Annotated in this window: 19 protein-coding genes and 1 riboswitch; of the genes, 11 read left to right on the top strand and 8 right to left on the bottom strand. The window is 42.5% G+C overall.

What is annotated here, in order from left to right; genetic code table 11:
* Positions 1-47 precede the first annotated feature (47 nt).
* Positions 48-2,978, top strand: coding sequence for a S8 family peptidase (locus BM126_RS18275; protein ID WP_090990851.1), 2,931 nt, complete (start codon positions 48-50; stop codon positions 2,976-2,978).
* An 81-nt stretch (positions 2,979-3,059) separates the two neighbouring features.
* Here BM126_RS18275 and BM126_RS18280 read toward each other — a convergent pair whose 3' ends face one another.
* The 6 genes from BM126_RS18280 to BM126_RS18305 form a co-directional block, all read right to left on the bottom strand.
* A complete protein-coding gene (locus BM126_RS18280; protein ID WP_090990852.1) occupies positions 3,060-4,040 on the bottom strand; it encodes an LCP family protein in 981 nt (326 codons plus the stop codon).
* A gap of 307 nt (positions 4,041-4,347) precedes the next feature.
* On the bottom strand, positions 4,348-5,379 hold the full coding sequence (locus tag BM126_RS18285) for an ABC transporter permease (protein WP_090990898.1): 1,032 nt from the start codon (positions 5,377-5,379) through the stop codon (positions 4,348-4,350).
* A complete protein-coding gene (locus BM126_RS18290; RefSeq protein WP_090990853.1) occupies positions 5,348-6,886 on the bottom strand; it encodes a sugar ABC transporter ATP-binding protein in 1,539 nt (512 codons plus the stop codon). Before BM126_RS18290 ends, BM126_RS18285 begins: the two co-directional genes overlap by 32 nt.
* Before the next feature lie 46 nt (positions 6,887-6,932).
* Positions 6,933-8,006, bottom strand: a complete 1,074-nt coding sequence (locus BM126_RS18295; protein ID WP_090990854.1) for a sugar ABC transporter substrate-binding protein — start codon at positions 8,004-8,006, stop codon at positions 6,933-6,935.
* Positions 8,007-8,269: 263 nt separating this feature from the next.
* Positions 8,270-8,429: riboswitch (SAM riboswitch) on the bottom strand.
* Positions 8,430-8,550: 121 nt separating this feature from the next.
* Positions 8,551-10,362: an oligoendopeptidase F gene (pepF, locus tag BM126_RS18300; protein WP_090990855.1), complete on the bottom strand. Its 1,812-nt coding sequence runs from the start codon at positions 10,360-10,362 to the stop codon at positions 8,551-8,553.
* A 969-nt stretch (positions 10,363-11,331) separates the two neighbouring features.
* Positions 11,332-12,531 (bottom strand): MFS transporter, encoded by a 1,200-nt coding sequence (locus BM126_RS18305; RefSeq protein ID WP_090990856.1) that lies wholly within the window; start codon positions 12,529-12,531, stop codon positions 11,332-11,334.
* Between the two features lie 196 nt (positions 12,532-12,727).
* Here BM126_RS18305 and BM126_RS18310 point away from each other — a divergent pair, with 196 nt between their 5' ends.
* From BM126_RS18310 to BM126_RS18320, 3 genes are all read left to right on the top strand, one after another.
* The gene (locus BM126_RS18310; RefSeq protein ID WP_090990857.1) at positions 12,728-13,177 is read left to right on the top strand and encodes a MerR family transcriptional regulator; all 450 of its coding nucleotides are present in this window, start codon (positions 12,728-12,730) and stop codon (positions 13,175-13,177) included.
* 381 nt (positions 13,178-13,558) lie between these two features.
* Positions 13,559-15,382: an asparagine synthase (glutamine-hydrolyzing) gene (gene asnB, locus BM126_RS18315; RefSeq protein WP_090990858.1), complete on the top strand. Its 1,824-nt coding sequence runs from the start codon at positions 13,559-13,561 to the stop codon at positions 15,380-15,382.
* 115 nt (positions 15,383-15,497) lie between these two features.
* Positions 15,498-16,433 carry an aldo/keto reductase gene (locus BM126_RS18320; RefSeq protein WP_090990859.1) on the top strand — a complete coding sequence of 312 codons (936 nt, stop codon included), beginning with the start codon at positions 15,498-15,500 and terminating at the stop codon, positions 16,431-16,433.
* Between the two features lie 59 nt (positions 16,434-16,492).
* Here the strand turns inward: BM126_RS18320 and BM126_RS18325 are convergent, their stop codons facing one another.
* A complete protein-coding gene (locus BM126_RS18325) occupies positions 16,493-16,981 on the bottom strand; it encodes a YbaK/EbsC family protein (protein WP_090990860.1) in 489 nt (162 codons plus the stop codon).
* Between the two features lie 164 nt (positions 16,982-17,145).
* Here BM126_RS18325 and BM126_RS22560 point away from each other — a divergent pair, with 164 nt between their 5' ends.
* From BM126_RS22560 to BM126_RS18350, 6 genes are all read left to right on the top strand, one after another.
* Positions 17,146-17,283, top strand: a complete 138-nt coding sequence (locus tag BM126_RS22560) for a hypothetical protein (RefSeq protein WP_177201491.1) — start codon at positions 17,146-17,148, stop codon at positions 17,281-17,283.
* 223 nt (positions 17,284-17,506) lie between these two features.
* Complete coding sequence (locus BM126_RS18330) at positions 17,507-17,914, top strand: TspO/MBR family protein (protein WP_256213179.1); 408 nt, start codon at positions 17,507-17,509, stop codon at positions 17,912-17,914.
* A 316-nt stretch (positions 17,915-18,230) separates the two neighbouring features.
* The gene (locus BM126_RS18335; protein ID WP_090990861.1) at positions 18,231-20,018 is read left to right on the top strand and encodes a sensor histidine kinase; all 1,788 of its coding nucleotides are present in this window, start codon (positions 18,231-18,233) and stop codon (positions 20,016-20,018) included.
* Positions 19,993-20,727 carry a LytR/AlgR family response regulator transcription factor gene (locus tag BM126_RS18340; protein WP_090990862.1) on the top strand — a complete coding sequence of 245 codons (735 nt, stop codon included), beginning with the start codon at positions 19,993-19,995 and terminating at the stop codon, positions 20,725-20,727. Before BM126_RS18335 ends, BM126_RS18340 begins: the two co-directional genes overlap by 26 nt.
* A 131-nt stretch (positions 20,728-20,858) precedes the next feature.
* Positions 20,859-22,673: a carbon starvation protein CstA gene (gene cstA, locus BM126_RS18345; RefSeq protein ID WP_090990863.1), complete on the top strand. Its 1,815-nt coding sequence runs from the start codon at positions 20,859-20,861 to the stop codon at positions 22,671-22,673.
* Positions 22,674-22,869: 196 nt separating this feature from the next.
* A complete protein-coding gene (locus BM126_RS18350) occupies positions 22,870-24,495 on the top strand; it encodes a PAS domain S-box protein (protein ID WP_090990864.1) in 1,626 nt (541 codons plus the stop codon).
* Between the two features lie 353 nt (positions 24,496-24,848).
* Here the strand turns inward: BM126_RS18350 and BM126_RS18355 are convergent, their stop codons facing one another.
* Complete coding sequence (locus tag BM126_RS18355; protein ID WP_090990865.1) at positions 24,849-25,085, bottom strand: hypothetical protein; 237 nt, start codon at positions 25,083-25,085, stop codon at positions 24,849-24,851.
* 558 nt (positions 25,086-25,643) lie between these two features.
* Here BM126_RS18355 and BM126_RS18360 point away from each other — a divergent pair.
* Entirely contained in the window at positions 25,644-25,940 is a 297-nt protein-coding gene (locus BM126_RS18360; RefSeq protein WP_090990866.1) for a hypothetical protein, read from the top strand.
* The last annotated feature ends 73 nt before the right edge of the window (positions 25,941-26,013 follow it).

The following is a 26,013-nucleotide window of genomic DNA, read 5'->3' on the forward strand; positions in this document are numbered from 1 at the left end:
ATTTTCCAGGTGTTTATTTAGCATCTGCGTGACTAGGAGGAAATCTTTTGCTGTACAAAAAGGCAAGCTGCATCTTAGCAATCTTAATTATATTCATTATGTTTTTTGGCTTCACTCTGCCTGTAAGTAGTCTGGCTGAAACAATGCCGAATGCTTCCATTGAAAATCAGTCCATTCTTCTCGGAGAAGGTGCTGATGTATCGGGGTTATTTGAAAAACCGGCAGTGAAATGGTACAAAATATCGCCGTCAAAAGATGACAGTGAAAAGTTCTCTCATGCAAAGATTTTAGTAAAAAGCGAAAAGATGCTGAATGTTTCGGTTTATCCAAATCTCGAAAAAGCCGCACAGGACAGCACATTTGACATGTATAGAAGTGGTGCTGGGAAGGAAGCTCCTGCAGAGATTCACTTCCCATATGCCTGGGCTAATCCCTATTATGTAAAAGTGGAATATTTGGGAGCAGAAGAATCAGAAGTGCCTGCTCCTGATTCTTCGAATAATGAAGAAAACGGCACAGCGGAATTTTCCATTTCATACAAACCTGAAAATTTGGCGCCTTCCGAGCAGGCTGCACAACCCGAATGCCCAGTTGAACTCAGCAGCTCACAGAAAAAGTCAGGGGGCAGCCTGCTTGCTGCCATTCGTTTGTTCCGTGACGGTACTCTTGCAAAGACAGAGGAAGGCAGAAAGCTATCTTCTCTTTATTACAAAGCTTCCCCATTTTTGGCGGCAAAGCTAATCGTAAGCAAAGATAAAAGAAATGAAGTTTATGAAAATCTGATTATACTAAAGCCAATCATTGATGATCTTAATAAGAATGGTGCTGACAGCACACACGTTATTTCTAAAAACGAACAAAAAGCCATACAGAATTTGTATGACAGTACTTATGAGGCAGCACCGTCATCATTGAAAAAACAAATGGATGAAGCTGCACAAAAGGTGGATATTTCAGGTCTTGCTGGTGAAGGTGTTACAGATGTTATGAAAGACGGGGATATATCCCTTCCTGAAACGGCTATCAGCGGAAAATACATCATTAAGCTAAAGGATGGGAAAAAGCTGGGCGATATCCAGCGTGCAAGCGGGTATGCTGCTCAATCTGCTGTGTCTTCCATTACCAGCAGCGATAAGCTATTCGGCAACATGTATGAGCTAAATATAAAAGACACAGCTGCTCAAAATGGATTTCAGGCTAGTTCAGCTTCAGCCCTGACTGCATCACAGCTCGAAAAGCTGCCGGAAGTCGAATTCGTCGAGCCCGTCCAAAAGTTCCGCGCCCTGTCTGCAGATGTGCAATTTCCTTATCAATGGTCTCTTCAAAACAAGGGATTAAATGAAGGAAAAGCCCATGCAGATATTCACTATGATGATCTGCAAAATCTGATTCACCACCGCACACTTAAAAACACGGTAATCGCCATTGTGGATTCCGGTACAGATTCTTCTTTGGCTGATCTTAGAGAACATGTGAGGACAGATCTAGGGAAAAACATGATCGATCAAAGTACAAACACCATGGATGACAACGGACACGGCACCCATGTATCAGGAATTATCGCTGCTTCACAGGATAATGGCTTTTCCATGAGCGGGATTAATCCTAAAGCGCAAATTATGCCAGTCAAAGTCCTGGATGCCTCTGGACAGGGCGACACAGAAAGCGTCGCTTATGGAATAATTTACGCCGTTGATCATGGAGCAAAAGCTATTAATCTAAGTTTAGGCGGCAAATATAGCAGAGTTCTTGAATATGCGCTTAAATATGCCTACTCTAAGAATGTCCCCGTTATCGTTGCCAGCGGAAATGACGGGCTTCCGCAATTATCCTATCCTGCATCGTCCAGATATGTTATTTCGGTGGGTGCTACCAATAGACTCGACCTTGTATCGGATTACTCAAATTACGGAGACCGGCTGGACCTGGTTGCACCAGGTTCCGGAATACCTAGTCTGCTTCCTGATGGAAATGTTACCTATATGGACGGAACCTCCATGGCCGCTCCGCATGTAACAGCAGCCGTCGGTTTGCTATTAGCGGAGAATCCGTCTCTAAAAATAAGTGAAATCGAAAAAATACTGCATGAAACATCAGATCATGTTGCATTTATTGAAAAAGATAACCAGGACTCGATGGATTATTCAGAAGACGGCGAAGAACCTCCGGCTAAGCCTAATCCAGCCGGCTGGGATTTTGTTTCAGGCTACGGAAGGCTAAATGCATTTAGTGCGCTCAGTGATCTCGATCTGCATGCAAAAATCAAAATTATAAAAGATAATGAAAATCACCTTACAGGAACGGCCGCCAAGTATTCCCTGATTGAAGTAAGAAATGGCATGAAACTGCTTGGAAAATCAGCGGCATCTGCTAACGGAAGCTTCACGGTAAATATACCAGTCCAAAAAGCAAATCAGCAGCTTTTTGTCACGATCTCTTCTAAGGATCACGCTGCGAAAACAACACTTAAAGTTTACGTACAAAAAGGAGCTGCTCCTTCTGCCCCAACAGTTTCTTCTGTTACCGACAAAAGCAGCTATATCACAGGAAAAGCGCAGCCTGGACTGGCTGTCAAGGCTCTCAATACATCTAAAAGACTTATTGGCGAGGCTGTCAGTGACAGCAGAGGGTCCTACAAGATTAAGATAGCAAGGCAAAAGGCATATTCTGCTTTGTATATACACACTACTGACCTGGCGAAAAGGAACAGCAAATCCGTCAAAGTCATTGTAAAAGATAAAACGGCTCCTTCTGCACCAAAAGCAAGCTTCCATGGCAATAAAATCACCGGAAGAGCCGAATCTTTTTCTACTGTGAAAGCAGTCAATAAAGGAAAAGCTGCCGGCACAGCCAGGGCTGGGAAAAAGGGGCAATTCACCATTTCCGTGAGCAAGAAAGCAACAGGCACTATATACCTCTATGCCAGAGATAAAGCAGGAAACATGAGCAAACCAGCAAAAATCATAGTGAAGAAATAAATTTCAGCATAAGAAAAAGCAGCTCATTGGTATGAGACTGCTTTTTTCTTTCTATAAGTAACTGTTTCATTATTGTCCTGCTCAATTTGAGCTGGATAGACCGTATTCTGTTTCTTGATTTCCATTGACAAGGAATTCCTGCAGTGCTTCTTTATTTTTGGCTAAATCAGGCTCTAAAACCTGTCCAGCATTAGGATATCTGCTTTCTTTAAAGCCATCTTTAACCGGAATGACCATCGTTTGAATATCACTTTTATTGATAATAATATCCTTTGCAATACCAATTGCTGTCAAAGTCTTCATATTTGTATCAATGTAAGGCTGGATGGTTCCGACCATTTTAGGAAGCTTGACCACTCCGCTTACGCTCAGAAATTTTTCCTTAAGAGCTCCAATAACCTTCTGCTGGCGTTCTACACGCCCAAAGTCCCCTCTTGCATCGTGGCGGAATCTTGCATATCCAAGCAGTTCTTTCCCATGAAGTTTTTGGACTCCCTGTTTCAGGTTAACACCGATGTTCTTGGACATAGCTTTCTCCACATCAATCTGGATGCCTTCAGGTGATAGTGCATCTACAATTTTTTCAAAGCCTTTAAAATCAACCAATGCATAATAATTTACATCAATGCCAAAGTTTTCTTCAATTGTTTTACGAAGCAGTTCAGGTCCGCCAAATGAAAAAGCTGCATTGATTTTATTCTTGCCGTGTCCCGGAATGTCAACGTAATTATCTCTCATAATCGAAACAAGTTTTAGCTGTTCGGTATCTGTATCATATTGCCCGACCATGATGCTGTCCGTACGTGATACTTCACCCTTTTTGCGGGCATCAATACCCAGCAGAAGCACATTTTGTATACCCTCAATTTTATCGGCAGCCTGAAAATCATCATAGTGCTTTTCCAGCTGAGCTGCAGGTCTGGCCTGTTTTAAGCCCTCATAATATTGAAAACCTGCATATCCTCCTGCTGCTAAGAAAATAAGGAAAACAAAAGTTAATATGCCCTTTAAAACAGATTTCTTTTTCTTTTTTTGCTGCTTTCTGCCTGTACGTGTTTCCACAGCTTGCACCACCCATATGTTATAAAAACAATCATTTACTAATAATTTTCAGAAAAATTCCTGCCATCCTTCAATATACCATAATTTAACACGGTTTCGTCAATATTTTATATTAGTAAACTTTTCGCTTTTTTTATTCTGTTTTAACTTGCGCTTCATATCACCCTTGATAAGAACGTTCTTATTGATCAGAGGTGATTTGCAGGTGTAAGTGCAGTACCCGGGAATACAATCGCTTAAGTCATTTTCTCCAAATTAAAAGACGATGCCGAAAGCGGCATCGCCTCATCCTGGTCTTTCTGTATAGTCAGCCCGCCTTTTTCACGGGCTGCTGAAGCCGTTTTTTCCTAAGGCTTCTGCTCCTTTTTCCTACATGGATATAGGTTACGGCCAGAGCAAGCACAAGAACTGTGCCTTTCACAATTTCAAATGCGTAATATGGAAGATTCAGCATGGTTAAACCGTTTAACAAAACACCTATCAAAGCAGCTCCGAAAAAGGTGCCGAGCGCATTCGGCTTGCCTGCACCAAGAACGGAAAAACCGACGAATACAGCTGCAACGGCTTCCATAAGCATGGATGAACCTGCATCGATCTGCCCTGATCCAACACGTGCGGCAAAAAGAATCCCTGCTAATGAAGCAAATATTCCAGAAACAATGTAAGACAGCAGCTTCACTTTATTGACATTTATGCCAGACAGGCGTGCCGCTTCAGCATTACCGCCTGTCATATACAAAATTCTGCCCCATCTGGTATGGGCCAGAATAATGAACACAGCAGCCACAAACACCAGCATGATAATAACAGGAACAGGCACTCCTCCCAGTTCCCCCTGTCCTACCCACAGAAAGCTTTTGTAAAATTCGCCTGGGGCTTTTCCTCCTGTTGTCATTTCCATATGGCTATAAATAGAGTACCCCTCTGTATATGTCCGGTGAAAGCCTGAAACAATATACATGACTCCAAGTGTTGCAAGAAGATCCGGAATCCTGATTTTCACTATCAGCAAGGCATTAAATAACCCTACGAGCACACCTGTAATGATTGGAAGGATGATAACGAGCCAAAGGGGAAGCTGAAACCATACCATGAGCGATGATGTCAAAACTGTAGACAAGCTCATCGTCGAACCGACAGATAAATCAAAGCCATCCACAATCAGCGTAAATGTGACTCCTAAAGCAAGCAGTGTAACGATGGATATAGACCTCAGAATGTCCGATATATTTCCATAAGAAAGAAATGCGCCATTAACCAAGCTAAAATAAATTAAGATCAGCACCATTAAAAGGATGGCTCCATATTTAAATAAAAACCCGATGAACTTCCCGTTCATTTCCATCTTCCTTTCCTCCGCTTGCATACAGCAGGATTTCCTCCTGTGTCGCCTCAGCCGCTGTCAGTTCCTTCACAACGGCTCCATCATACATAACCAGAAGCCGATCGGATATCGCAAGAATTTCAGTAATATCACATGAAAAGTAAAGAACTCCCTTTCCGCTGCCGGTCAGGCGGTGTATGAGCTGAAAAATCTCCTTCTTCGCTCCTATATCCACTCCCTTGGCGGGCTCATCAAACAGATAAATTTCTGCTTGTCCGGACATCCACTTTCCGATAGCTACCTTTTGCTGATTTCCGCCGCTTAAGTTAATTACGGGAGTTTGGCTGCTATGCGTTTTTATTCCAAGTGCTTCAATCATTTCTTCTGTATATTTTTGTTCCGCCTGTTTCTTTAAAAATGAATAGCTGGAGAATCTCCTCAGATGAGGGAAAGTGATATTTGCCTGGACAGATTCCCCGATAAACAGCCCCTCTTTCCGCCTTTCTTCCGGAACAAGGGCAAGGCCAGCCTTAATTGCCTGAGAGGGATGCTTAAATCTAAAATGTTCCCCGTTTACAAGGACCTCTCCGCTCTTCCAGGGAGTCAGTCCAAACAGAGCTTTGGCCAGTTCTGTCTTCCCTGCTCCGACAAGGCCCACCACACCGACAACTTCTCCTTTAGAAACAGAGAAAGAAATATCCCTAAGCATCTCATCATCGTCCAAATGCCTGACCTCAAGCAGCACATCTCCTATTTTGCTCCCGGGTCTTAATAGCTCCATGCTCAGCTGGCTGCCAAGCATCTTGTCTACCACTTGCTGCTGGGTGATTTCCGGGGCAAGGAACGTTCCTACTGCTTCTCCGTCTCTCATTACCGTAATGCGGTCACAAATTTCAAAAACCTCCGGAAGCCTGTGAGAGATAAAAATGCTTGCTACCCCCCTCTTTTTCAGCTTCTGGATAATTTCAAATAAATGCCGTGTTTCTTCAAGCGAAAGAGGGGCTGTTGGCTCATCAAAAATAATGATTTTTGCCTCCCTGACAAGGGCACGTGCTATCAGTACCATTTGTTTTTCTGCCAGGGTGAGAGCAGACGCCGGCTTATCAGGTGAAATCCCCCCTGCATGAAGCTGAATCAAAGCGTCATGTGCCTGCTTGAGCATCTTTTTCCTTGATACAAACCATTTTCTTTCCGTGGAAAATGAATCCAGCAAAATATTTTCAGCAACTGACAATTGCGGAACAATGGCTGTATCCACCTCCTGGTACACGCAATGAATTCCACAGTCTTTGGCTTCCTTGGGAGAGCGGAAGCTGACGGTTCTGCCGTCCAATATAATTTCACCGCTGTCCTCAGTGAACACCCCTGAAAGAATTTTAATCAGTGTGCTTTTACCGGCACCATTTGCTCCGAGCAGCGCATGCACTTCTCCTGCTCTCAGCTCTAATTTTGCCTTTTTCAAGGCCTTCACTTGGCCGAATGATTTCGAAATGCTTTTCATCTCCAGCAATTTAGCACTCAATTTATTCTCCCCCTTCCATAAGCCTGGGACTGGGCTTTACACTTCATTACTTCCCATTTTCCAGGTCTTTGAGTTTTTCTGTGTATCCCTGCTCGCTGTGTCCCCAGCCTTTCACATATTTATTGAGCTCTGCTGTCGTAATTTGTTCTGCCGGCAATTCTTCCTTGGTGACGAACACCGGATTTAACTTTACTGTATCAGGCGCGGATCCGGAGCTGAGTTTTTGATAAGCATAACGAACCTGAATTCTTCCGATATCCTTTGGATCAACTGCAGCTGAAGCCACCCAAGGGCTGTTTTTATCCTGGATCATTTGAAGATCCTCATCGCTCATGTCGATTCCATAAACTTTGATATCTGTTCTGCCCGCCTGTTTAATGGCCCGCACCGCCCCTTTGGCAAATTCATCCCAAGAAGCCCATACTGCTGTGATTTGGCCTTTTTTAGGGTACTGTTTTAAAATAGCTTCCATTTGCGATTGGGTGTCAAGAGCCGTATTTTGAGTTGCTGCCCCAAAAGCAGAAACCTCTTTGATTCCTGTATTTTTGGCTAAAAAGTCTTTATAGGCAATTTGCCTTCTTTCCATCGGTGCAAATCCCGCAACCCAAATTTTCACGATATTGGCTTTGCCTCCCGAATCCTTTGCCAGTTTTTCAAGCGTAGCCTCCGCCATCTGCTGATCCCCTTGCTCAAGAACTGTTACACCCGGTACACTGACTTCAGCATCGAATGCGATAACGGGAATTTTTTTATCAATGGCCTTTTTCACGCCGGCTGTTAGTGCTTCTTTTGTGCCATGGTCAATCAAAATGGCATCAAAGCCCTGGTTAATCGCTGCATCAACATTAGAGGACATTTTTGCAAGGTCTCCATCAGAGGTGAATACTGTAACCTTCCCTCCAAATTTTGCAGCCTGTTCCTTCACACCATCGATATATTGTGCAGAAAATGTACCAAGATTCTGCTGCATAATAAGTGCCACTTTCTTATTTGTAAGCGGATTTTTATCACTTGCTTTTGTATCAGCAGCTGCTTGCTTTCCTACATGCGGCTGGCAGCCTGCCAGCAGCATTAAAATAAAAATTAAGGCCATTGATGATTTCCATATATTTTTCTTCATTGATTTCTCTCCCTCGTTATATTTGAGTTTTTTTGACTCCTGGAATTTCTCTTTCAGCCGTATACCCTCCTGTTTTCCATTTTTAAAGGCTTTTTTAAGATTTTTGTTTTTTATGAGTTCTGTGAGGCGAACGCATAACGGCTTCCGGAAACTGCGCACCTGAATACGGAAGTCTGACAGGCAAGATAAAACAGAGCTAAAAAATAAAAGCCCCTTCCTGTAAAAGAAAGAGGCTTGAAGAATACAAAAATAGATCTTCTAACCTCTTATCTCTCAGAAAGAATGAACTTTCTGCTGGAATTAGCACCGTGCCCTCTGGTATAAATACCGGCGCATTTTATCAAGCGCCCCGTCTCACAACGGTATTACAGTCGGTTGCTGGGCATCATCGGGCCAAATCCCTCCGCCTACTCTGGATAAGAGTTTTAAAGCAAAACATTATTCAATTTTTTTCCTGTGGTGAATATACCATCATCCGATTCTTAATGCAATAGTTTTTAGAAAAATCTTTATTGTCAATAAATTAAAATCAAAATTCTACACATCATTCATATAAAGCAATTAATTCATCAACAAGGGAGCCAACATAGGATACTGCCTGTTTGATGCACTCCGGCTTCGACATATCTACTCCAGCATGCTTCAGAAGTTCCAGCGGTTTTTTTGTTCCGCCTGCGCGCAGGACTTCCAGCCACCTGTCAACAGCCGGCTGGCCCTCCTCCTGGATCATTTGGGCAGCTGCTGTGGATGCGGTCAATCCTGCAGAGTAGGTATACGGATATAAACCCATATAATAATGCGGCTGGCGCATCCAGGTTAAGCTTGCATCTTCATCTATTTCTACAGCATCTCCCCAAAAGCCGGCAAGAACGTTCCCTTTTATTTCAGACAAAGTTTTTGCAGTTAGGGGATGGCCATTTTCAGCATGCATGTATACTCTTCGCTGATATTCCCCCTCGAGCAAATGTGTCACAAAATTATGGTAATAGGTTCCAAGCAGCTGCAGGATGATCCAGCGCCTCATCTGCTTATCTTCCGTATTAGCAAGGAGATGCTTCGCCAAAAGAAGCTCATTTAGTGTGGACGGGGCTTCAACGAAATAGGTTGATGGCCTTGTATTGAATAGCCGCTGATTTTTGTTAGCCAGGTAAAAATGTCCGGCATGTCCCAGCTCATGTGCTAATACAAATGCGCCGCGCATAGTATCCTGCCAGGTAATTAAAATATATGGATGAACTCCATACGGGCTTGAACAGAAAGCCCCAGTTCCTTTTCCGACATTGTCGGTACGGTCAACCCACCTTTCTGTCAGCCCTTTTTTCATGATTTCACTATACTCGGGTCCCATTACCTTAAGGGCTTCAAGAATGACAGTGCACGCATCTTCATACGTTGTCGCTGGATTAAATTCAGGATCAAGCGGCGCTTTCAAATCACAGAAAAGCATCTTATCAAGCCCCATCACCTTTTTTTTCAGCTGGGCGTAGCGGCGCATATGAGGAGCAAGCTCACTCTGGATGATATCGAGCTGATTATTATACATGCCAGCTGTTACCTGCTGGGGCTCAAGCAGCATTTCCGTGACAGATTCATAGCTGCGCAGCCGTGAAAGTGCGACCTGCTTCGAAACCTCTGCCGAATATGCTTGGGCAAAGGTATTTTTATATTGTTTTAATGTATTCACGAATGATCCGTATGCTTTCCTGCGAAGAGCCGTATCTGGTGAGAATTCATAACGGTCTTCAAATAAAGAAAAAGAAACCGGATATTCATTTCCCTCTTCATCATGTATTGGCTGAAACTGCATATCGGCCAATTTGCCCATTTCATATACTTTATAAGGTGAGCTGTGCACATCTCCTAATGCAGCAAGAGCCTTTTCTGTTTCTGGAGAAAGCTTATGTTTTTTCGTCTCCAGCAGTTCTAATAAATTCTTCTCAAATACCATAAGGTTTGGTTCTGAGGCTATGTATTCTTTTAAGTCTGACTCTGGCAATTCAAGAATTTCAGAATCAATAAATGAAAGGGCAGCATTCACCTTAGTCATCAGCGCAGAAAATTGTGCATAATCTGCCTGATTGACAGAATCTGTTCCATCTGCCGATCTTCTCAATGATGCATATGTTCCTGCCCTGGTCAATTTCATATGAAGCTGCTCCCGAAGCTCCAAGCATTGCACAAGCTTATCCCTGTTACTTAGCTGCCCCTGAAATTCACATAGCGCAGGAATTTCCTGATTAATATTCTCTAATTGTGCTTTCCAGTCTTCTCTGGAAGAAAATAAATCCTCAAGATTCCAGGTCTGCTCCACAGGTACTTCAGAACGGAAAAGCCGTTTTTCCATTGTTTTTTCCATCATTGTCTCCTCCAATAAAAACTTAGTGACTTCTCAACTAAATGTTATCAGAAAATTTAACCAAATCACAATACTTGTTTTGTACTATCAATCTTTCTGTTTTTTTAGTTTCTTCCACATGGGGACAAAATCGGCACTGCACTCTAATTAAGCATGAAACTTGCTTCACGAATTATTAGCTATTTATTGGTTCTGAAGTATTAATAGAGGATAATTCCAGGGGTGATTCACATTAGCTATGAGAGGCAGCCCTCTGATATGACTGAAGTGCATCCTATTCAGCGGAAGAAATTGGAGAGAAAATACAAAAAAATGCAGCCGGCTTTTGAAGGGAGGCCGGCTGCATCTCAATGAATAAAAAGAAAACAATCACCGCAATATGATTGCTTCCTATCCCATTATAGGAAATTTGTCGAATTATGTCGATAGTAAATATTCCTCAAATTTCACTAGGCCCCATTTCCCGTACCCGACATTCTATTTTGTGCGGATTTTTCTTAATTCAGATATTCCAGGCACATGTACGCTCCAGCTTGTCGCCTTTCACAATGTCAGGCATTTTGTCGGATAAGGAAGAATTATCTTGTTTATAGAATAATAGACCTGGGTAAAAAAACCGAAAATAGATGTTAACATGCAAACTTGCCCATTATCCAACGAAAAGCCGTTTCATCAAGATACAAGAAAACTTCGGAGAAGGTGGAACAGGTATGATGAGCAAAAGTCCAGTCCAAGAGCAAGACAATCAGAAGGTGAATGACCACAAATTAAAGCTAAAAGAAAAAATCAGAACTGGACACCCGAAAAAAAAACAATGAATGGGAAATTCTCTAAACCAGCCGTAACACTCGGAAAACATGAAATTACTCCTCTCTCATAAGCCGGGCGGTTCGTCCCCTTCTCTAACCAAAAAATAGCCTGCTCCCTTTATGGGAGCAGGCCATTTCATTCGTTCAGTATATGCCCAAATTAATGGCCGCTTATCTTATCCACGTGCTGGATATGTTTACGCCCAAATGCTACAACAAGCATCCCAAGAAAGACAAATACTGCTCCTGTAATAAATGGAACATGCGGGTTATAGGATTCAGCAAGCTTATTTGCCAGCCATGGACCAATGGCTCCGCCGATGAAGCGGACAAAGCTATATGCTGCCGATGCAGTCGCTCTCTCTACAGGTGCAACCTGCATGACTGCTGTTGTGATAAGCGTATTGTTTGTGCCCAGGAAAAGACCTGCCACAATAACACATATAATGACGGTTGATGAAGAATTCGTCCAAATGCCCATAGATAAAAGTGTTAACGCGAATAATATCAGCATCATACACATGGACTTGATGGTACCGAATTTCGCCTGAAGCTTTGGTGCTACAAAAACGGAAGTGATGGCAAGGCATAATCCCCATCCAAGGAATACATAACCTAAGCCATGTTCATCTAAATGCATGACAAATGGAGCGAATGCCATCAAAGTGAAAAATCCGATATTATAAAGAAAAGCGGTTAAACCAAGTCTTAATAGTCCAGGATATTTTAAAGCTTTAATAGGATCCAGGATGGAGCCTTTAACCTTTGGCTTCTCAACCTGAGGCATTTTCAGCAGCAAGGCCAAAAAGGCAACCACCATTAAAACGCTGACTCCATAGAAAGGACCCCTCCATGATATTGAGCCAAGTTCCCCTCCTAATAACGGTCCTACTGATATGCCAAGACCAATGGCAGCTTCGTACAGAATGATTGCCTTAGCGGTTCCGCCCAGTGTAAGACCTACTATGGCTGATAGTGCGGTAGCAATAAATAAGGAATTTCCCAGGCCCCAGCCTCCGCGGAACCCTACAATCTGCCAAATACCATGTGATGACCCCGCTAAAGCAGAAAAGCAAATTGTAAACAAAATGCCTGTCAGCAAGGTCCATTTGATTCCGATTCTGCTTGAGACCACACCGGTAATCAGCATGGCTACACCGGTAATCAAGTTATAGCTGGAGAACAATAATGACACCTGGCTTGGTGATGCATGAAGCTTCTCAGCAATCGCCGGCAAAATAGGATCGACCAGGCCAAGTCCCATAAAAGAAATAATCGTAGCTGCAAAAATTACCCAAACAACAAGCGGCTGTTTAACCTGCTGATTTTGGGCAGTGAGTAATTCTTCCTGTTTGCTCATATCGTTTATCTGACTCCCTTATTCAGTTTTTTAAAAGTGCACAAACAAAAAATGTAAAATCCAATAATAATCCAATTATATTCCTCTTTAACCTTAACGTCAACGTTACATTTAAGTGATTATCTGTTTATGGTATGATGAAAGGAGATGAATAATTAACATCCTGCACAGAGGATGTATATAGGAGCGTACACTTATGGATGGAATGAAGATTGACGATGTGGCAAAAAGAAGCGGCCTGACCAAGCGGACAATCCGGTATTACGAGCAAATAGGGCTTCTTCCCTCCCCTCCAAGAACAGAAGGCGGTACACGGTTATATACTCAGGATCATATTGACTTCCTGGAAAAAATCACGAATGCAAAAGAAGTTATGGGCTTTTCCCTTCAAGAGCTGCAGCAATTCATCGCACTAAGCGATACACTTGAGCTTCAAAAATTAAATTACCGGCAAGTGAAGGGCACTGCTGAACAAACAGAAAAATTGAGAATGGTACTGCAGACCGTTGAAGAAAAACTGGAGCTGATTGAACAAAAGAAGAAAAACATGCTGGCAGTCGAGGAAGAACTGATCACATTAAGAGACCGGGCGAAAGAAGCACTGATCCTATTTGGTGAACAAAAGAATACTGAAGGCCATGGATAAGTCACCCGAAACTTTCAGATTCAGCTTTCCCCGGGGTTTCTTCGGGATGATTTATTATTCCATATACATCGGAAACATAGTAAAGGGGCTGCTCTTCTTTTTTAGTTCTCAGATCAATATACAAACTAATCCAAGCTGCCGATCAGAGTGAACTCTCTTTCCTCATTAAGTGAATGGGACTATCTTAGGATTTTTTCGAATATAAAGCTGAAAAGTTTGAATTCCCCCAATAATACCCATACGATAAAACATGAATCTGGTTTTTCCATAATGGCTGATACGCCGTGAGGATAAAATCACTTCAAGTTTGCATCATCAAAATGTAACGTTAACGTAAATGTTATATTTTACTTATCACACTCACAGAAAGAGGGAATAAGCATGTGCGGAATAGCAGGATGGGTAAATTGGCGGGAAGATCTTTCAGAACAGCAAAAAATCCTTAAAAAGATGACAGATTCAATCATTCACAGAGGTCCAGATGCAGACGGATATTTCATGTCAGAAAAGGCTGCTTTGGGACACCGCAGGCTGATAGTCATTGATCCAGATGGCGGGCAGCAGCCTATGTTATATCAGAAAAGCAGTTATACGATTGCCTTGACATATAATGGAGAACTCTATAATTATCAGGAACTGCGGAAAGAGCTTGAAGAGAAAGGACATATATTCAGCACGGCATCCGATACAGAAGTACTGCTTCACTCTTATCTTGAATGGCAGGAAGACTGCCTAAGCCGCCTGAATGGAATCTTTGCCTTTGGGATTTGGGATGAAGAAAAGGACCTGCTGCTGCTTGGACGTGATCATCTGGGTGTGAAACCGCTGTTTTATACACAAGTTGGCGACTCTATCATTTTTGGGTCTGAAATAAAGGTCCTTCTTTCTCATCCTCAAGTAGAGACGAAAGTGAATGCTGAAGGGCTTGCAGAGATTTTCGCACTCGGCCCAATGCGCACCCCAGGCAACGGGGTCTTCAAAAACATTAAAGAGGTTCGTGCCGGACACTACATTACTTTTAACTCGGCCGGTTCCAAAAATCAGCGCTACTGGCAGCTTGAAAGCAAGCTTCATGATGATGATGTAAAACAAACAGAAGAAAAAATAAGGAGCCTTCTGAAAGATACTGTTCATAAGCAGCTTGTTTCAGATGTCCCTCTTGTTTCCATGCTATCCGGCGGACTGGATTCATCGGGATTAACAGCTCTTGCTGGTACGGAATATAAAAAAGAAGGAAAAACGCTCCATACCTACTCTATTGATTTCGTAAATAATGATAAAGACTTTGAAGAAGACTTCCTGAGGCGCGACCTGGATGAGCCTTGGGTAAAAAAGGTTGCTGAATATGTCGGAACCGATCATCATTCCATTGTTTTTGGCGCAGATAAATTAATAGAGAATTTGCTGGTTCCCATGCGTGCGCGTGACCTGCCTGGCGTCGGAGAACTCGAAACATCCCTTTACCTTTTATTTACTGAGATGAAAAAAGAAGCGACGGTCGCTCTTTCGGGTGAGTCTGCTGATGAAGTTTTTTCTGGTTATCCATGGTTTCATCAGGAGAAATTCCTGGATGCTGATGTTTTCCCTTGGCTTTTGAATCTTGGCTATTTAACAAATATCCTTTCACCTGAAATGAAGCAAAAAATACAGCCGGAAGAATACCGTAGAAAGCGTTTCCGAGAGGCGCTGGATGAAGTGCCATTCCTCGAAGGAGAAACTGGCATGCAAAGTAAACAGCGTCAGATGTCCTATATGTTCATTACCCGCTTCCTGCCATTTATGCTTGACCGTAAGGACCGGGCCAGCATGATGACTGGATTTGAAGTGCGTGTTCCCTTTTGTGATTACAGGCTCGTCGAATATTTATGGAATGTGCCTTATGAAGTAAAAAGCATTGATAACATTGAAAAAGGGATACTCCGCCGTGCCTTCGCGGGCATATTGCCGGATGATGTGCGAAACAGGAGAAAAAGTGCTTATCCAAGCACCAAGGACCAGGCCTATTTAAATGGCATATCCGACCTGATGCTTCATGTGTTAGATGATCCAGAGTCGCCAATCCTTCCATTGATTGATAGAGCAGAAGTCAGGCTCGCTGCAGAAGGAAAAAGCGAACACATAACCGGTACGGCGGCAAGAGGGCTTCTGGATTATCTCCTGCAAATTAATGCCTGGCTCAAGGAATATCATATTGTTATAGAATAAGCACTATAGAAAAATCCCAACAAAGAAACACACTTTTCCGAATTCGATCGTTTTTGTTTTATGGCTTAACTTGTTATGATACTTATATGTCTAATAAAAGGAGATGAAGTAAATCATGACTGATCAAAAAACACGTATTGGAAAGACTGACTTGTATGTAAATCCGATTGGATTAGGAACAAATGCAGTGGGCGGACATAATATATATCCGAATCTAAATGAAGAAACGGGCAAAGAAGTTGTCCGCAATGCATTGGACCATGGAATCAACTTTCTGGATACAGCCTTTATATACGGACCGGAACGTTCAGAGGAACTGATCGGCGAGGTTCTTAAAGAAAGGGGAAGCCGTGATGAGGCTGTAATCGCAACAAAAGGCGCTCATAAATTTGCAGATGGCAAAATCGTCATAGATAACTCTCCTGCATTCTTAAAGGACTCTGTCGAAAGCAGTTTAAAAAGGCTTCAGACTGACTACATCGACTTATTTTATATTCATTTCCCAGACGAAAACACTCCTAAGGATGAAGCAGTAGGCGCCTTAAAGGAGTTGAAGGATGCTGGAAAAATCCGTGCGATCGGAGTATCCAATTTTTCTTTAGAGCAGTTAAAACAGGCAAATAAAGATGGATATGTAGATGTTCTTCAATCAGAATATAACCTGTTTAAACGCGGTGCAGAAAAGGATATTCTGCCTTACACTTCAAAGAATAACATTTCCTTTGTTCCTTATTTCCCGCTTGCTGCAGGCCTTTTAGGAGGAAAATATACTAAAGATACCAAATTTGACGATGGCCGTGCGAAGAACCCAATGTTCCAGGGAGAAGCATTTGAACGGAATTTGGCAAAAGTCGAGGAGGTCCGCAAGATCGCCGACGCCAAGCATGCTGAAGTAGCAAATGTTGTGCTTGCCTGGTATCTTCACCAGGATTCGATTGACGCCTTAATACCTGGCGCCAAAGTGCCTGAGCAGGTTGTCAGAAACCTTAGGACGCTGGATGTGCACTTGACTCCGCAGGAAGTTGATAAAATCAGCAGTATTTTTAGCTAATGCTTTTTAAAGGAAAGGACCAGACTGGTCCTTTTTTTGCTGTGAATGAATACGGGATATCAGTTAGCAGGATTCAGCTCCTGCAGCTTACATACATCCACCCACTCTTTTGCTCCGGATATTTGAAAAAGTTCTTCCTTTGTGAGCTCAATGGCTGAGTGAGAGCTTCCGCATGCCGGAAACAGGGTATCAAACTCCTTAACGGAAATATCAATAAAAACGTCACAATCATTTTTAAGCCCAAACGGGCAAACACCGCCTACCTCATGCCCTGTTTGTTCCAGCACTTCTGCAGGAGAAAGGAACCGTGCTTTAAATCCAAACGTCTTCTTAAACTTTTTATTATCAATTTTTGTATTTCCTGCAGACACAATCAGAAGTGCCCTTTCCCCCTCACCCCTGAAGGATAGGGTTTTCGCAATTCTTGCGGGTTCCACTACAAGAGCTGCAGCTGCCAATTCCACTGTAGCACTAGACTGGTCAAACTCCAGGATATCCCCTTCCCTCCCAATTTTCCTAAAATGAGATTTAACACTATCAATCGTCAATTTCATTGCCCCCCGGCCAGTTTTTTTCCCAAAAACGCGGTGCTTCGCTGCCTCTATCGGCTTCTTGACCTCTGAACAAACTTCCAATTTTTTTCAGGTTTTAAAAGGTTCATAGATTGGGAATACTCTTATTATAAATCATTAAATAATAGGAGGTAATCATGATGAACGAAAAGAATGAAGTGAGGTTTACTGAATTTATCAACGCAGAGGGATTTGAATTAACTACATACCTGACACACTTATTCAATCAATCTCAAAATTATGCTCCTGCTGAATTGGATAATGAACTAAACAACTAACTGCTCCATCATCAAAAAGAATTCAATCTTCCTTGTTGAATTCTTTTTTTGATGCACTAATTTCGCTGATTATGCACAAACTCTAATTACTTCATGCAAAAGGCAGATATTTTAAAAGGAGCGATGAATATAAATGAATATTTTCAAGGTGAATGGCCGGGTAAAAACCGGGAAATTGGCAGCACATATTTTAATTCCAGTTGTAGGAGGCTAACTGGCAGGAATCCTTGCTGCAAAAAATGCCCAGGAAATTTACCGCCATCTGAAAAAGCCCTCTTTTTCTCCTCCATCTTGGGTGTTTCCGGCTGTGTGGACAGGATTGTATACCATCATGGGAATAGCAGACTATAGAATTTCTGCAGATGAAACAGCCGAAAAAGACCGAAAGCCTGCTCAAAACTTGTATAATGTTCAGCTTGGGCTTAATTTTTTATGGTCTTTCTTATTCTTTAAGTGGGGGCTTAGAGGTACAGCCTTTGTGGAAATTGCCCTTTTTCTCAGCGTTCTGACATTGACCGTATATGAATTTTATCAGCATGACAAAATTGCAGGGCTTGCCATGATGCCGTACGCCGCCTGGGTTACTTTCGCCCTTGGGCTAAACTATTCCGTCTGGAAATTGAATAAATGATACAGCAGCCAGTTATTTGCGGATTATGTTCTTACAATGCCGGCTTTTCTCATTTTCGTATCCCTGCTAACTGGTAAAGTGCAGAGTGCTGAAAATCTTCACCCTCCAATTTGGACCGTCCCCTACGGTCCATGCCACCGCTAAGGCTGCCCCTAATATCCCTACATAATGGCCACCCGAATTTTTTCAATATTCGACAACTATTTCATTACTATTGTAAAATAAAGGTGAAACCCCTATCTGATGGCTGGATGAACACTTCAATATATTCATCAGTCAAAGGACTCAAATTTTCGGGAAATGAAAGGAGCAGGCCATGATCAATTTGCTCCCGCTAATGATAGAAAGAGTAGGCATTATATTAATTGCAGTATTCCTTCTTTCACAATTCAAGCCATTCCGGCGTATCATCCACAATGAACAAGGACTAAAGGAAAAAGGATTTCTCGTTCTTGTATTTGGCGCTTTTGCCGTCATTAGTAATTATACAGGCATAGAAATACATCATAGTTTAGTTGGCAAAGGAAATTGGCTTTATAATCTGGAGCCTGATAGTGCGATTGCCAATACGAGAATTATGGGCATTGCCATTGGTTCCCTGCTTGGCGGGCCGCTTGTCGGGCTTGGCATTGGCCTTATTGCAGGAATCCACAGACTTATGCTGGGGGGATTCACAGCGGAAGCATGTGCTGTCTCAGCTATTTTAGCCGGTGTGACCGCAGGATACCTTGGAAAAAAAAATAAAGAAAATTCCTCAATACAGCCATGGTATGCGGCAGCTGCAGGCTGTTTAATGGAAATTGTCCAAATGGCAATTATCATTTTGGTGACCAGGCCCTTTGAACGTGCCTGGGATCTTGTTCAAATGATCGGAATCCCTATGGTAGCCATTAATGGCTTTGGGACACTGCTGTTCATGCTGATCATTCAATCCATCCTGCGGGAAGAAGTGCGTACAAAGGCACTTCAGACAAATAAAGCCTTTGATATTGCTGACAAGACCCTTCCATATTTCCGGCAAGGCCTCAATTCTGTTTCATGTAAAGAAGTGGCCAAAATTATGCTGGACCTTACAGATGCAGATGCTATTGCAATTACAGATTCAAGCGGTGTGCTTGCTCATGCCGGTGCAGGCTCAGATCATCATGTTCCCACAAAAGGGTTTTCTACCGAACTGACAAAACAAGTACTTATGCAAGGCAACATCTTGACGGCCAAAAGCCGTGAGGAGATTCTCTGTCTTCATAATGAATGCCCTCTGAGGGCAGCAGTTGTCCTTCCTTTGAAAGTTCATGATAAAACAGCAGGCACACTCAAGCTGTATTTTAAAAACCCGAATTCCTTAGGGAAAGTCGAACATGAGCTGGCTGAAGGACTGGCTAAATTATTTTCTGCACAGCTGGAGCTTGCGGAAGCAGAACGGCAGAGCAAATTGCTGAAAAACGCAGAAATCAAGGCCTTGCAATCACAGGTACACCCTCATTTTCTCTTTAATGCCATTAATACCATCTCTGTTTTATGCAGAACAGATGCGGAGAAGGCAAGAAAGCTGCTCTTGGAACTCAGCCAGTTTTTCAGAAGCAACCTGCAGGGTGCCAGACAGATGTTTATCCCGCTTGATAAGGAGCTGGAGCATGTAAGGGCATATTTATCATTGGAGCAAGCCAGATTTCCGGATAAGTACCATGTTGCTATTGACATTGAACCCGGTCTGGAAAAGTGCCTGCTTCCGCCCTTCACCCTTCAGCCTCTTGTTGAAAATGCAATTCGCTATGGCTTTTTGCATTCCAATGCCCCAGGTGAAGTCCAGATCACTGCCTGTGCAAAGGAAAACCGGCTGCATATAGATGTAACGGACAATGGGCAAGGAATATCCCCTGCCAAGCTTGAGGCTCTCGGAAAAAAGGAGGTACATTCCGAGCAGGGTTCAGGTACAGCACTGGTTAATATAAGGGAACGCCTGGAAGGAATGTACAACTATGACGCCAGCTTTGAAATAAAAAGCCTTGAAGGAACGGGAACCTCGGTCACACTTAATATACCGCTTGAGATTTTGCAGAAAGGTGGAAATGAACGTTATGCTGAAAGCCCTCATCACGGATGACGAACCGCTGGCAAGAGATGAACTGAAATACCTCCTGCTTCAGACAAAACAAGTAGAAGTAATCGGAGAGGCAGGCACGATAGATGAAGCATTAAAAAAGGCGGAAGCACTGACACCCGATCTTGTTTTCATCGATATCGAGCTTTCGGGGGAAAGCGGCATCACACTGGCTGAAAAGCTCAAGAAGATGGATCCGGCACCTGCTGTTGTTTTTGCTACAGCTTATGATGAATATGCACTTCAGGCTTTTGACTTAGATGCAGCTGATTATCTGTTAAAGCCTTTCGATGAAAATAGAATAAAGAAAACGATAAATAAAATACTGGGCATAAAGACAATAGGCAGTTTCACCGAAACAAACAAGCCAAAGTTAACTGCTGAAAAGGCCGGAAAGCTTGCCATCATGACTGCTGAAAAAATTGTCATGGCAGATATCGATTCCATTATCTATTTAGGGACTGATAATGGAACGATCATTAAGACTCTAAACATGGAATATAAGGTGTCCGAACCGCTGATCATTCTTGAGAAAAAACTCAGCCAGCCATACTTTGTAAGAGTTCACCGCAGTTACCTGGTGAATATGAATCATATTAAAGAAATAGAGCCATGGTTCAACTCCACCTATAACCTCATCATGTCAGACAAGTCCAGAATTCCTGTGAGCCGCACCTATGTAAAGGAATTAAAAAGTCTGCTTGGATTTTAGATAGGATATGTAACTCAGCAGAATCATTCTGCATTTCAGCCTTAATTTCCGGCATGTCACTTTGAAAACGCTGTCACACTCTATTTCATGGGGTATAGTTACCGTATAACAACGTTACGGGAGGCATAGAAATGAATGCAATTACTATGGTTATCGGGTCGATTTGTATATTAATGATTGCTTATCGTTTATACGGCACATTTATGGCTGCTAAAGTATTAAAACTGGATGATTCCAAGCAGACACCTGCACACGCCTTGGAAGACGGAAAGGATTATGTACCGACAAACCGCTGGGTAACATTCGGACATCACTTTGCAGCTATTGCTGCCGCCGGCCCTCTAGTCGGGCCCATCCTTGCCGCCCAATTCGGCTATCTCCCCGGCTTGCTTTGGCTGCTGATTGGCGCGGTCATCGGCGGTGCCGTTCACGATGCCGTTGTATTATTTGCATCGATGCGGCAGAATGGCCAATCACTTGCCGAAGTGGCAAAAAAAGAATTGGGACCTGTAGCCGGCTTCTGTACAGGACTTGCCATGCTCTTCATCATAACCATTACGATGGCAGGGCTTTCCATGGTCGTACTTCATGCACTGGAAAATAACCCTTGGGGTACTTTTTCCGTCGGTATCACGATTCCTATCGCAATGGGAGTCGGAATCTATCATAAGAAAACAGGAAACTTAAAAGGAGCTTCCATTGTTGGTTTTGTCCTGATTTTGGCCGCTGTTTTTTCCGGGCCATACATACAGCATTCTGCTCTTGGTGATTTTCTGACGCTGGATATTACCTCACTATCCATCATCCTGCCAATTTACGCATTTTTTGCGGCTGCGCTTCCTGTCTGGCTTCTTTTGGCACCTCGTGATTATTTAAGCAGCTTCATGAAAATTGGTGTCTTTATTGCACTTATCGCTGGTGTCTTTATTGTAAATCCAAGTCTGCACATGCCAGCATTCACGGAGTTCATAAAAGGCGGCGGCCCAGTTATGAATGGTCCTGTCTGGCCTTTCATCTCCATTACCATTGCCTGCGGGGCAATCTCGGGGTTTCATGCCTTTGTAGGTTCAGGAACGACACCAAAAATGCTTGACCGCTGGAGCGATATTAAACCAATCGGCTTTGGAGCGATGCTCGTAGAGTGCCTCGTCGGAATCATGGCACTGGTTGCTGCCACAGCGCTGCATCCAGGTGACTATTTCGCCATTAACTCTGCACCGGAAGTTTTCAAGACACTCGGAATGAACACTGTCAGCCTCGGAACGTTAAGCAAAGAAATCGGCCTAAATCTCGAAGGGCGCACAGGCGGAGCTGTAACACTTGCTGTAGGAATGACATATATTTTCACGGATATTCCGTGGTTTTCAAAGCTTGCATCCTTCTTCTTTCAATTCGTCATTATGTTCGAAGCACTATTCATCCTTACTGCCATCGATTCCGGTACAAGGGTTGCCCGTTATATTATCCAGGACTTTGCAGGGGCATTTTATAAACCTATGAAAAACACAGACTGGCTTCCGGGGAACATATTCGCTAGTGCCTTAGCATGCTTATTATGGGGCTACCTGTTATTTTCCGGAGATATCGGATCTGTTTGGGCATTATTTGGTGTTTCCAATCAGCTGATGGCATCCATTGGCCTGATTATCGGGGCTACCGTTATCCTCAAAGTGGCTGATAAGCGAAGATATATGCTGACATGCCTGATTCCGCTGGCATATTTGTATATAACCGTGAACTATGCAGGTTACTGGATGGTGAAAAATGTTTACTTAAACACAGAAGCAGCAGGTTACAGCGTGCTCAATGCCGTACTTTCCATCATCATGCTCGTACTGGGTGTGGTTATCATGATAGCGGCAGTGAAAAACTGGCTTCAATCGTGGAATGGGCAGAATCGTTTAGCAGAAGATCCCCCTCCTCAATACAGTAAAGCTTCTTCATGATCAAAGCGGGCAGAGCCATTCTGCCCGCTTTTTACTTATCTTTTTCAAAGCCCCGTTAAACCTTCAAAGGAAAAGTCGCGGATCAAGCAGCGTTCCTTTGGCCCGATGTATATCTTTTCCATCTTTTTTCTGTTAAAATATATATTTGAAATAATTATTATTAGTACAAGTGTTTGGGAAATCGAGGGAAACAATCATGATTAAACATAACAATTTGCTTATCTATATCTTATTGGGTATTGCCGTTTTCCTGCTCTTTGACTTCTGTCTCCTCTTCTTTGTTCAACAGTTGAATGGGATAGCAATCATTCAATTTATCCTCAGTGCTATATTCATAGCATTCTCTGGAATTATGCTGCATTTTTTTATTGCTGCCAGGAAAAAGTCAGACGGACTTGATGAAGACCAGCAGCGATTGCAGACCTTAATCAACTCAATGGTGGATTTTGTCAATTTCAAAGATGGAAATGGCAGATGGATAGAAGCAAATGATTTTGGCAGAAGGCTATTTGAGCTAGAGCATGTTGATTATAAAGGGAAAAAGGATTCTGAGTTAGCCAATTATACTAGCTTTTATAATGAAGCATTGCTATATTGCGAGGTTTCTGATGAAGAAACCTGGAAAAAGGGCCATATAACACGCTGCGAAGAAAAGATCCCCCTGCCTGATGGAGAGATTAAAACCTTCGACACCATTAAGGTTCCCCTTTTCCATGAAGATGGTTCCAGAAGGGCTCTAGTGGTCATTGGAAGAGATATTACTGAGCGGGTAAACACTGAAAAAAAACTATCCGACAGCCAGCAGCAGTATAAATCCCTATTTGATTATAATCCTGATCCTGTTTTCATGATGGATTTGTATGGAAATATAACCAACGTCAATCCCAAATTCAGAAACATCATAGGACCTTTCCATAATCAGCTTTCCGGAGCCTGCATCAGCGATTTTATTGCAGATACCGAGGATAGAATTAAACTGAAGCGCTCAATTGATCAAGTAAAAGAAAGCAAAGCCGGCATTACAAGCGGGGACTTCCGTTTCAATTCTGTAAGTAACGAGGTCTTCCTTTTATCCTGCACATTCGTCCCTATCCTGATTGATGGTGAAATGGCCGGGATTATCGGTTATGCCAAGGATGTAACAGCAATAAGGGAAACTGAAGCCATCCTAAGGAAAACAGAAAAGCTATCGGTTGTCGGTGAGCTTGCTGCGAGTGTAGCCCATGAGGTACGGAACCCGTTAACTTCCCTGAAAGGCTTTGTTCAGCTATTGAAGGATAACGAAACACAATATCAAAACTATTACTCAATTATGTTAAGCGAGCTTGATCGAATCAACCAGATTGTCAGTGAACTGCTTGTTCTCGCCAAACCGCAGGAATCCCATTTCAAGAAACACAATCTTATCCAGCTGCTTCGCGATGTGAATACTCTTCTTGAGCCGGAAGCCGCCTATTACAGTTCTGAGCTATTAATAAATGCAAAAAAAAGCGTCCCGCCCATTTCCTGTGAAGCGAATGGTTTGAAGCAGGTTTTCATTAATATTATTAAAAATTCCATTGAAGCTTCTTCCCGGCATATCTGGATCGACTTCAACACCAAAGCCGACTGGGTAATCATGACCATTAAGGATGATGGCTGCGGCATTGAAGAAGACAGGGTCAGGCATTTAGGCGAGCCTTTTTACTCTTCCAAAGAAAAAGGCACTGGCCTTGGATTGACTGTCAGCTACAGGATCATAGAGGCCCATAAAGGTAAGATGACCTTTCAAAGCGAAATCGGAAAAGGCACAGAAGTACAAATCTGTTTGCCTATTCATTAAACAGGCAGGCTCGGGTGATATGCACTTTCCCCATTGTTAAAAAAATTAATAAGCCAGAACAAAGCCGGCTGCTTATCCCAGCCGGCTCCTCTTATATCGGTGAATGACAACATCTCATTTTTCATTTACAGGGATATTAACCTAAAGAGTCCGGGCATGCATTTCTGCAGTCGGACGCTGTGCAAAGCCCACAGGGAGCCTATTCTAAACCGATGATGAATATAGGCTCCCTCTGCAGGTGCAGTGAGGGGGATCTACACCCGCTCCACTGAAAAGAAAAACATTGTTTCAAAACAGCAAAGTTTACAAAAACAGCAAAAAAAAACCGCACATTTATGATGGCTCATGAATGGTCAGTTTTTATGGCATTTTGCAAGCTGCAGCATAATCAAATCGGCCGCTTCATGTTCGTCAAAACAATAGACCACTTGCTGCTTCTTTATAAGATTTAAATGATATATCGAAATGTTATTGTCATATGACACAGACACAATATCTTCTTGATTAAGTTTAAAAGTATGGACAACTTCGCTCCCGGACAAGGGTCTTTTGGATAGCTCCAATACCATGCCAGTTATCAGCTCTTTCATTAAATCCCCCTTTCTATTATTAGGAGGGACTCCATTCGATAAAAGTAACCCGTAATAATATTTAGATTTTTCTTAATATTAACACCGCAGCTGCCAAGATGATATAAACAAAAACCGACGATAAGGACTGAAATTTGTCAAAAAGGAGAACAAGCAGCAGAAACGAGGGGAATCATGCGTTATTTAATTATCTGTTTTTCATTAATGATTTAAAATACAGCTTTTATCAGCCCGTGTCTTTCTGGCCAGCCTGATTTTAAGGCAGTTATCTCCGGCTTAATCTCCAGACAGCTTTCAAATATTAAACGGAAATCTGTTCAAGTTTATCGGGTTACAGGTTTTTTCACAGTTGACGGCACATGTAATAAGATGGTTAAAATATCCTTTTTGTGGTATTTTTATGAATTTCCACTTACCATCTGCGCAAGTCTTTACTACCATTTTTTTATTTCACAATAATTCTGTGGCGAAATTTGAATGAATCTGTTGATACGGGGTATGGAAATATAAAGAAAATTAAATATTTTAAAAATATGCCCTGAAAGAAGGAGACGGCAAATGGAGAAATGGACATTCGACAGGCTGACCACAAATGAGATGAAGGACTTGCTTACACTCTATATTTCCCCGTTTAAAGAAATGGCTATAAAGGCTAATCGAAAAGAGTATATAAAAATCAGCAAAACAAAGGCCATTAATTTGCTATTAACACATTTAAGCAAAGAACAGCTTAACGATCTGCTTGTTAACCTGCAGTATATCAGCAAAAAAAACTTAAATGACTGTATGTATCTTCAATACATTTTGACTGGCATTGTCTTCAAGGATCTTCATAATATCAAAAGAGAAGCTTAAAGGTACTGCACTAAACAGGATTTAATCCACAAGAATAGCTATGTATTTTTTTCAGGCATTTATCACATACTCT

This window comes from Bacillus sp. OV322, assembly GCF_900112495.1.
Taxonomy (GTDB): Bacteria; Bacillota; Bacilli; order Bacillales; family DSM-1321; genus Peribacillus.

What these genes read in the sequence shown, in the direction of transcription:
- BM126_RS18310 (WP_090990857.1), top strand. Translation starts at nt 12,728, where the DNA reads ATGGATGGAATGAAGATTGACGATGTGGCAAAAAGAAGCGGCCTGACC.
- BM126_RS18320 (WP_090990859.1), top strand. Translation starts at nt 15,498, where the DNA reads ATGACTGATCAAAAAACACGTATTGGAAAGACTGACTTGTATGTAAAT.
- BM126_RS18305 (WP_090990856.1), bottom strand. Translation starts at nt 12,531, where the DNA reads ATGAGCAAACAGGAAGAATTACTCACTGCCCAAAATCAGCAGGTTAAA.
- asnB (WP_090990858.1), top strand. Translation starts at nt 13,559, where the DNA reads ATGTGCGGAATAGCAGGATGGGTAAATTGGCGGGAAGATCTTTCAGAA.
- pepF (WP_090990855.1), bottom strand. Translation starts at nt 10,362, where the DNA reads ATGGAAAAAACAATGGAAAAACGGCTTTTCCGTTCTGAAGTACCTGTG.
- BM126_RS18350 (WP_090990864.1), top strand. Translation starts at nt 22,870, where the DNA reads ATGATTAAACATAACAATTTGCTTATCTATATCTTATTGGGTATTGCC.
- BM126_RS18360 (WP_090990866.1), top strand. Translation starts at nt 25,644, where the DNA reads ATGGAGAAATGGACATTCGACAGGCTGACCACAAATGAGATGAAGGAC.
- BM126_RS18285 (WP_090990898.1), bottom strand. Translation starts at nt 5,379, where the DNA reads ATGAACGGGAAGTTCATCGGGTTTTTATTTAAATATGGAGCCATCCTT.
- BM126_RS18355 (WP_090990865.1), bottom strand. Translation starts at nt 25,085, where the DNA reads ATGAAAGAGCTGATAACTGGCATGGTATTGGAGCTATCCAAAAGACCC.
- BM126_RS18295 (WP_090990854.1), bottom strand. Translation starts at nt 8,006, where the DNA reads ATGAAGAAAAATATATGGAAATCATCAATGGCCTTAATTTTTATTTTA.
- cstA (WP_090990863.1), top strand. Translation starts at nt 20,859, where the DNA reads ATGAATGCAATTACTATGGTTATCGGGTCGATTTGTATATTAATGATT.
- BM126_RS18340 (WP_090990862.1), top strand. Translation starts at nt 19,993, where the DNA reads ATGCTGAAAGCCCTCATCACGGATGACGAACCGCTGGCAAGAGATGAA.
- BM126_RS22560 (WP_177201491.1), top strand. Translation starts at nt 17,146, where the DNA reads ATGAACGAAAAGAATGAAGTGAGGTTTACTGAATTTATCAACGCAGAG.
- BM126_RS18335 (WP_090990861.1), top strand. Translation starts at nt 18,231, where the DNA reads ATGATCAATTTGCTCCCGCTAATGATAGAAAGAGTAGGCATTATATTA.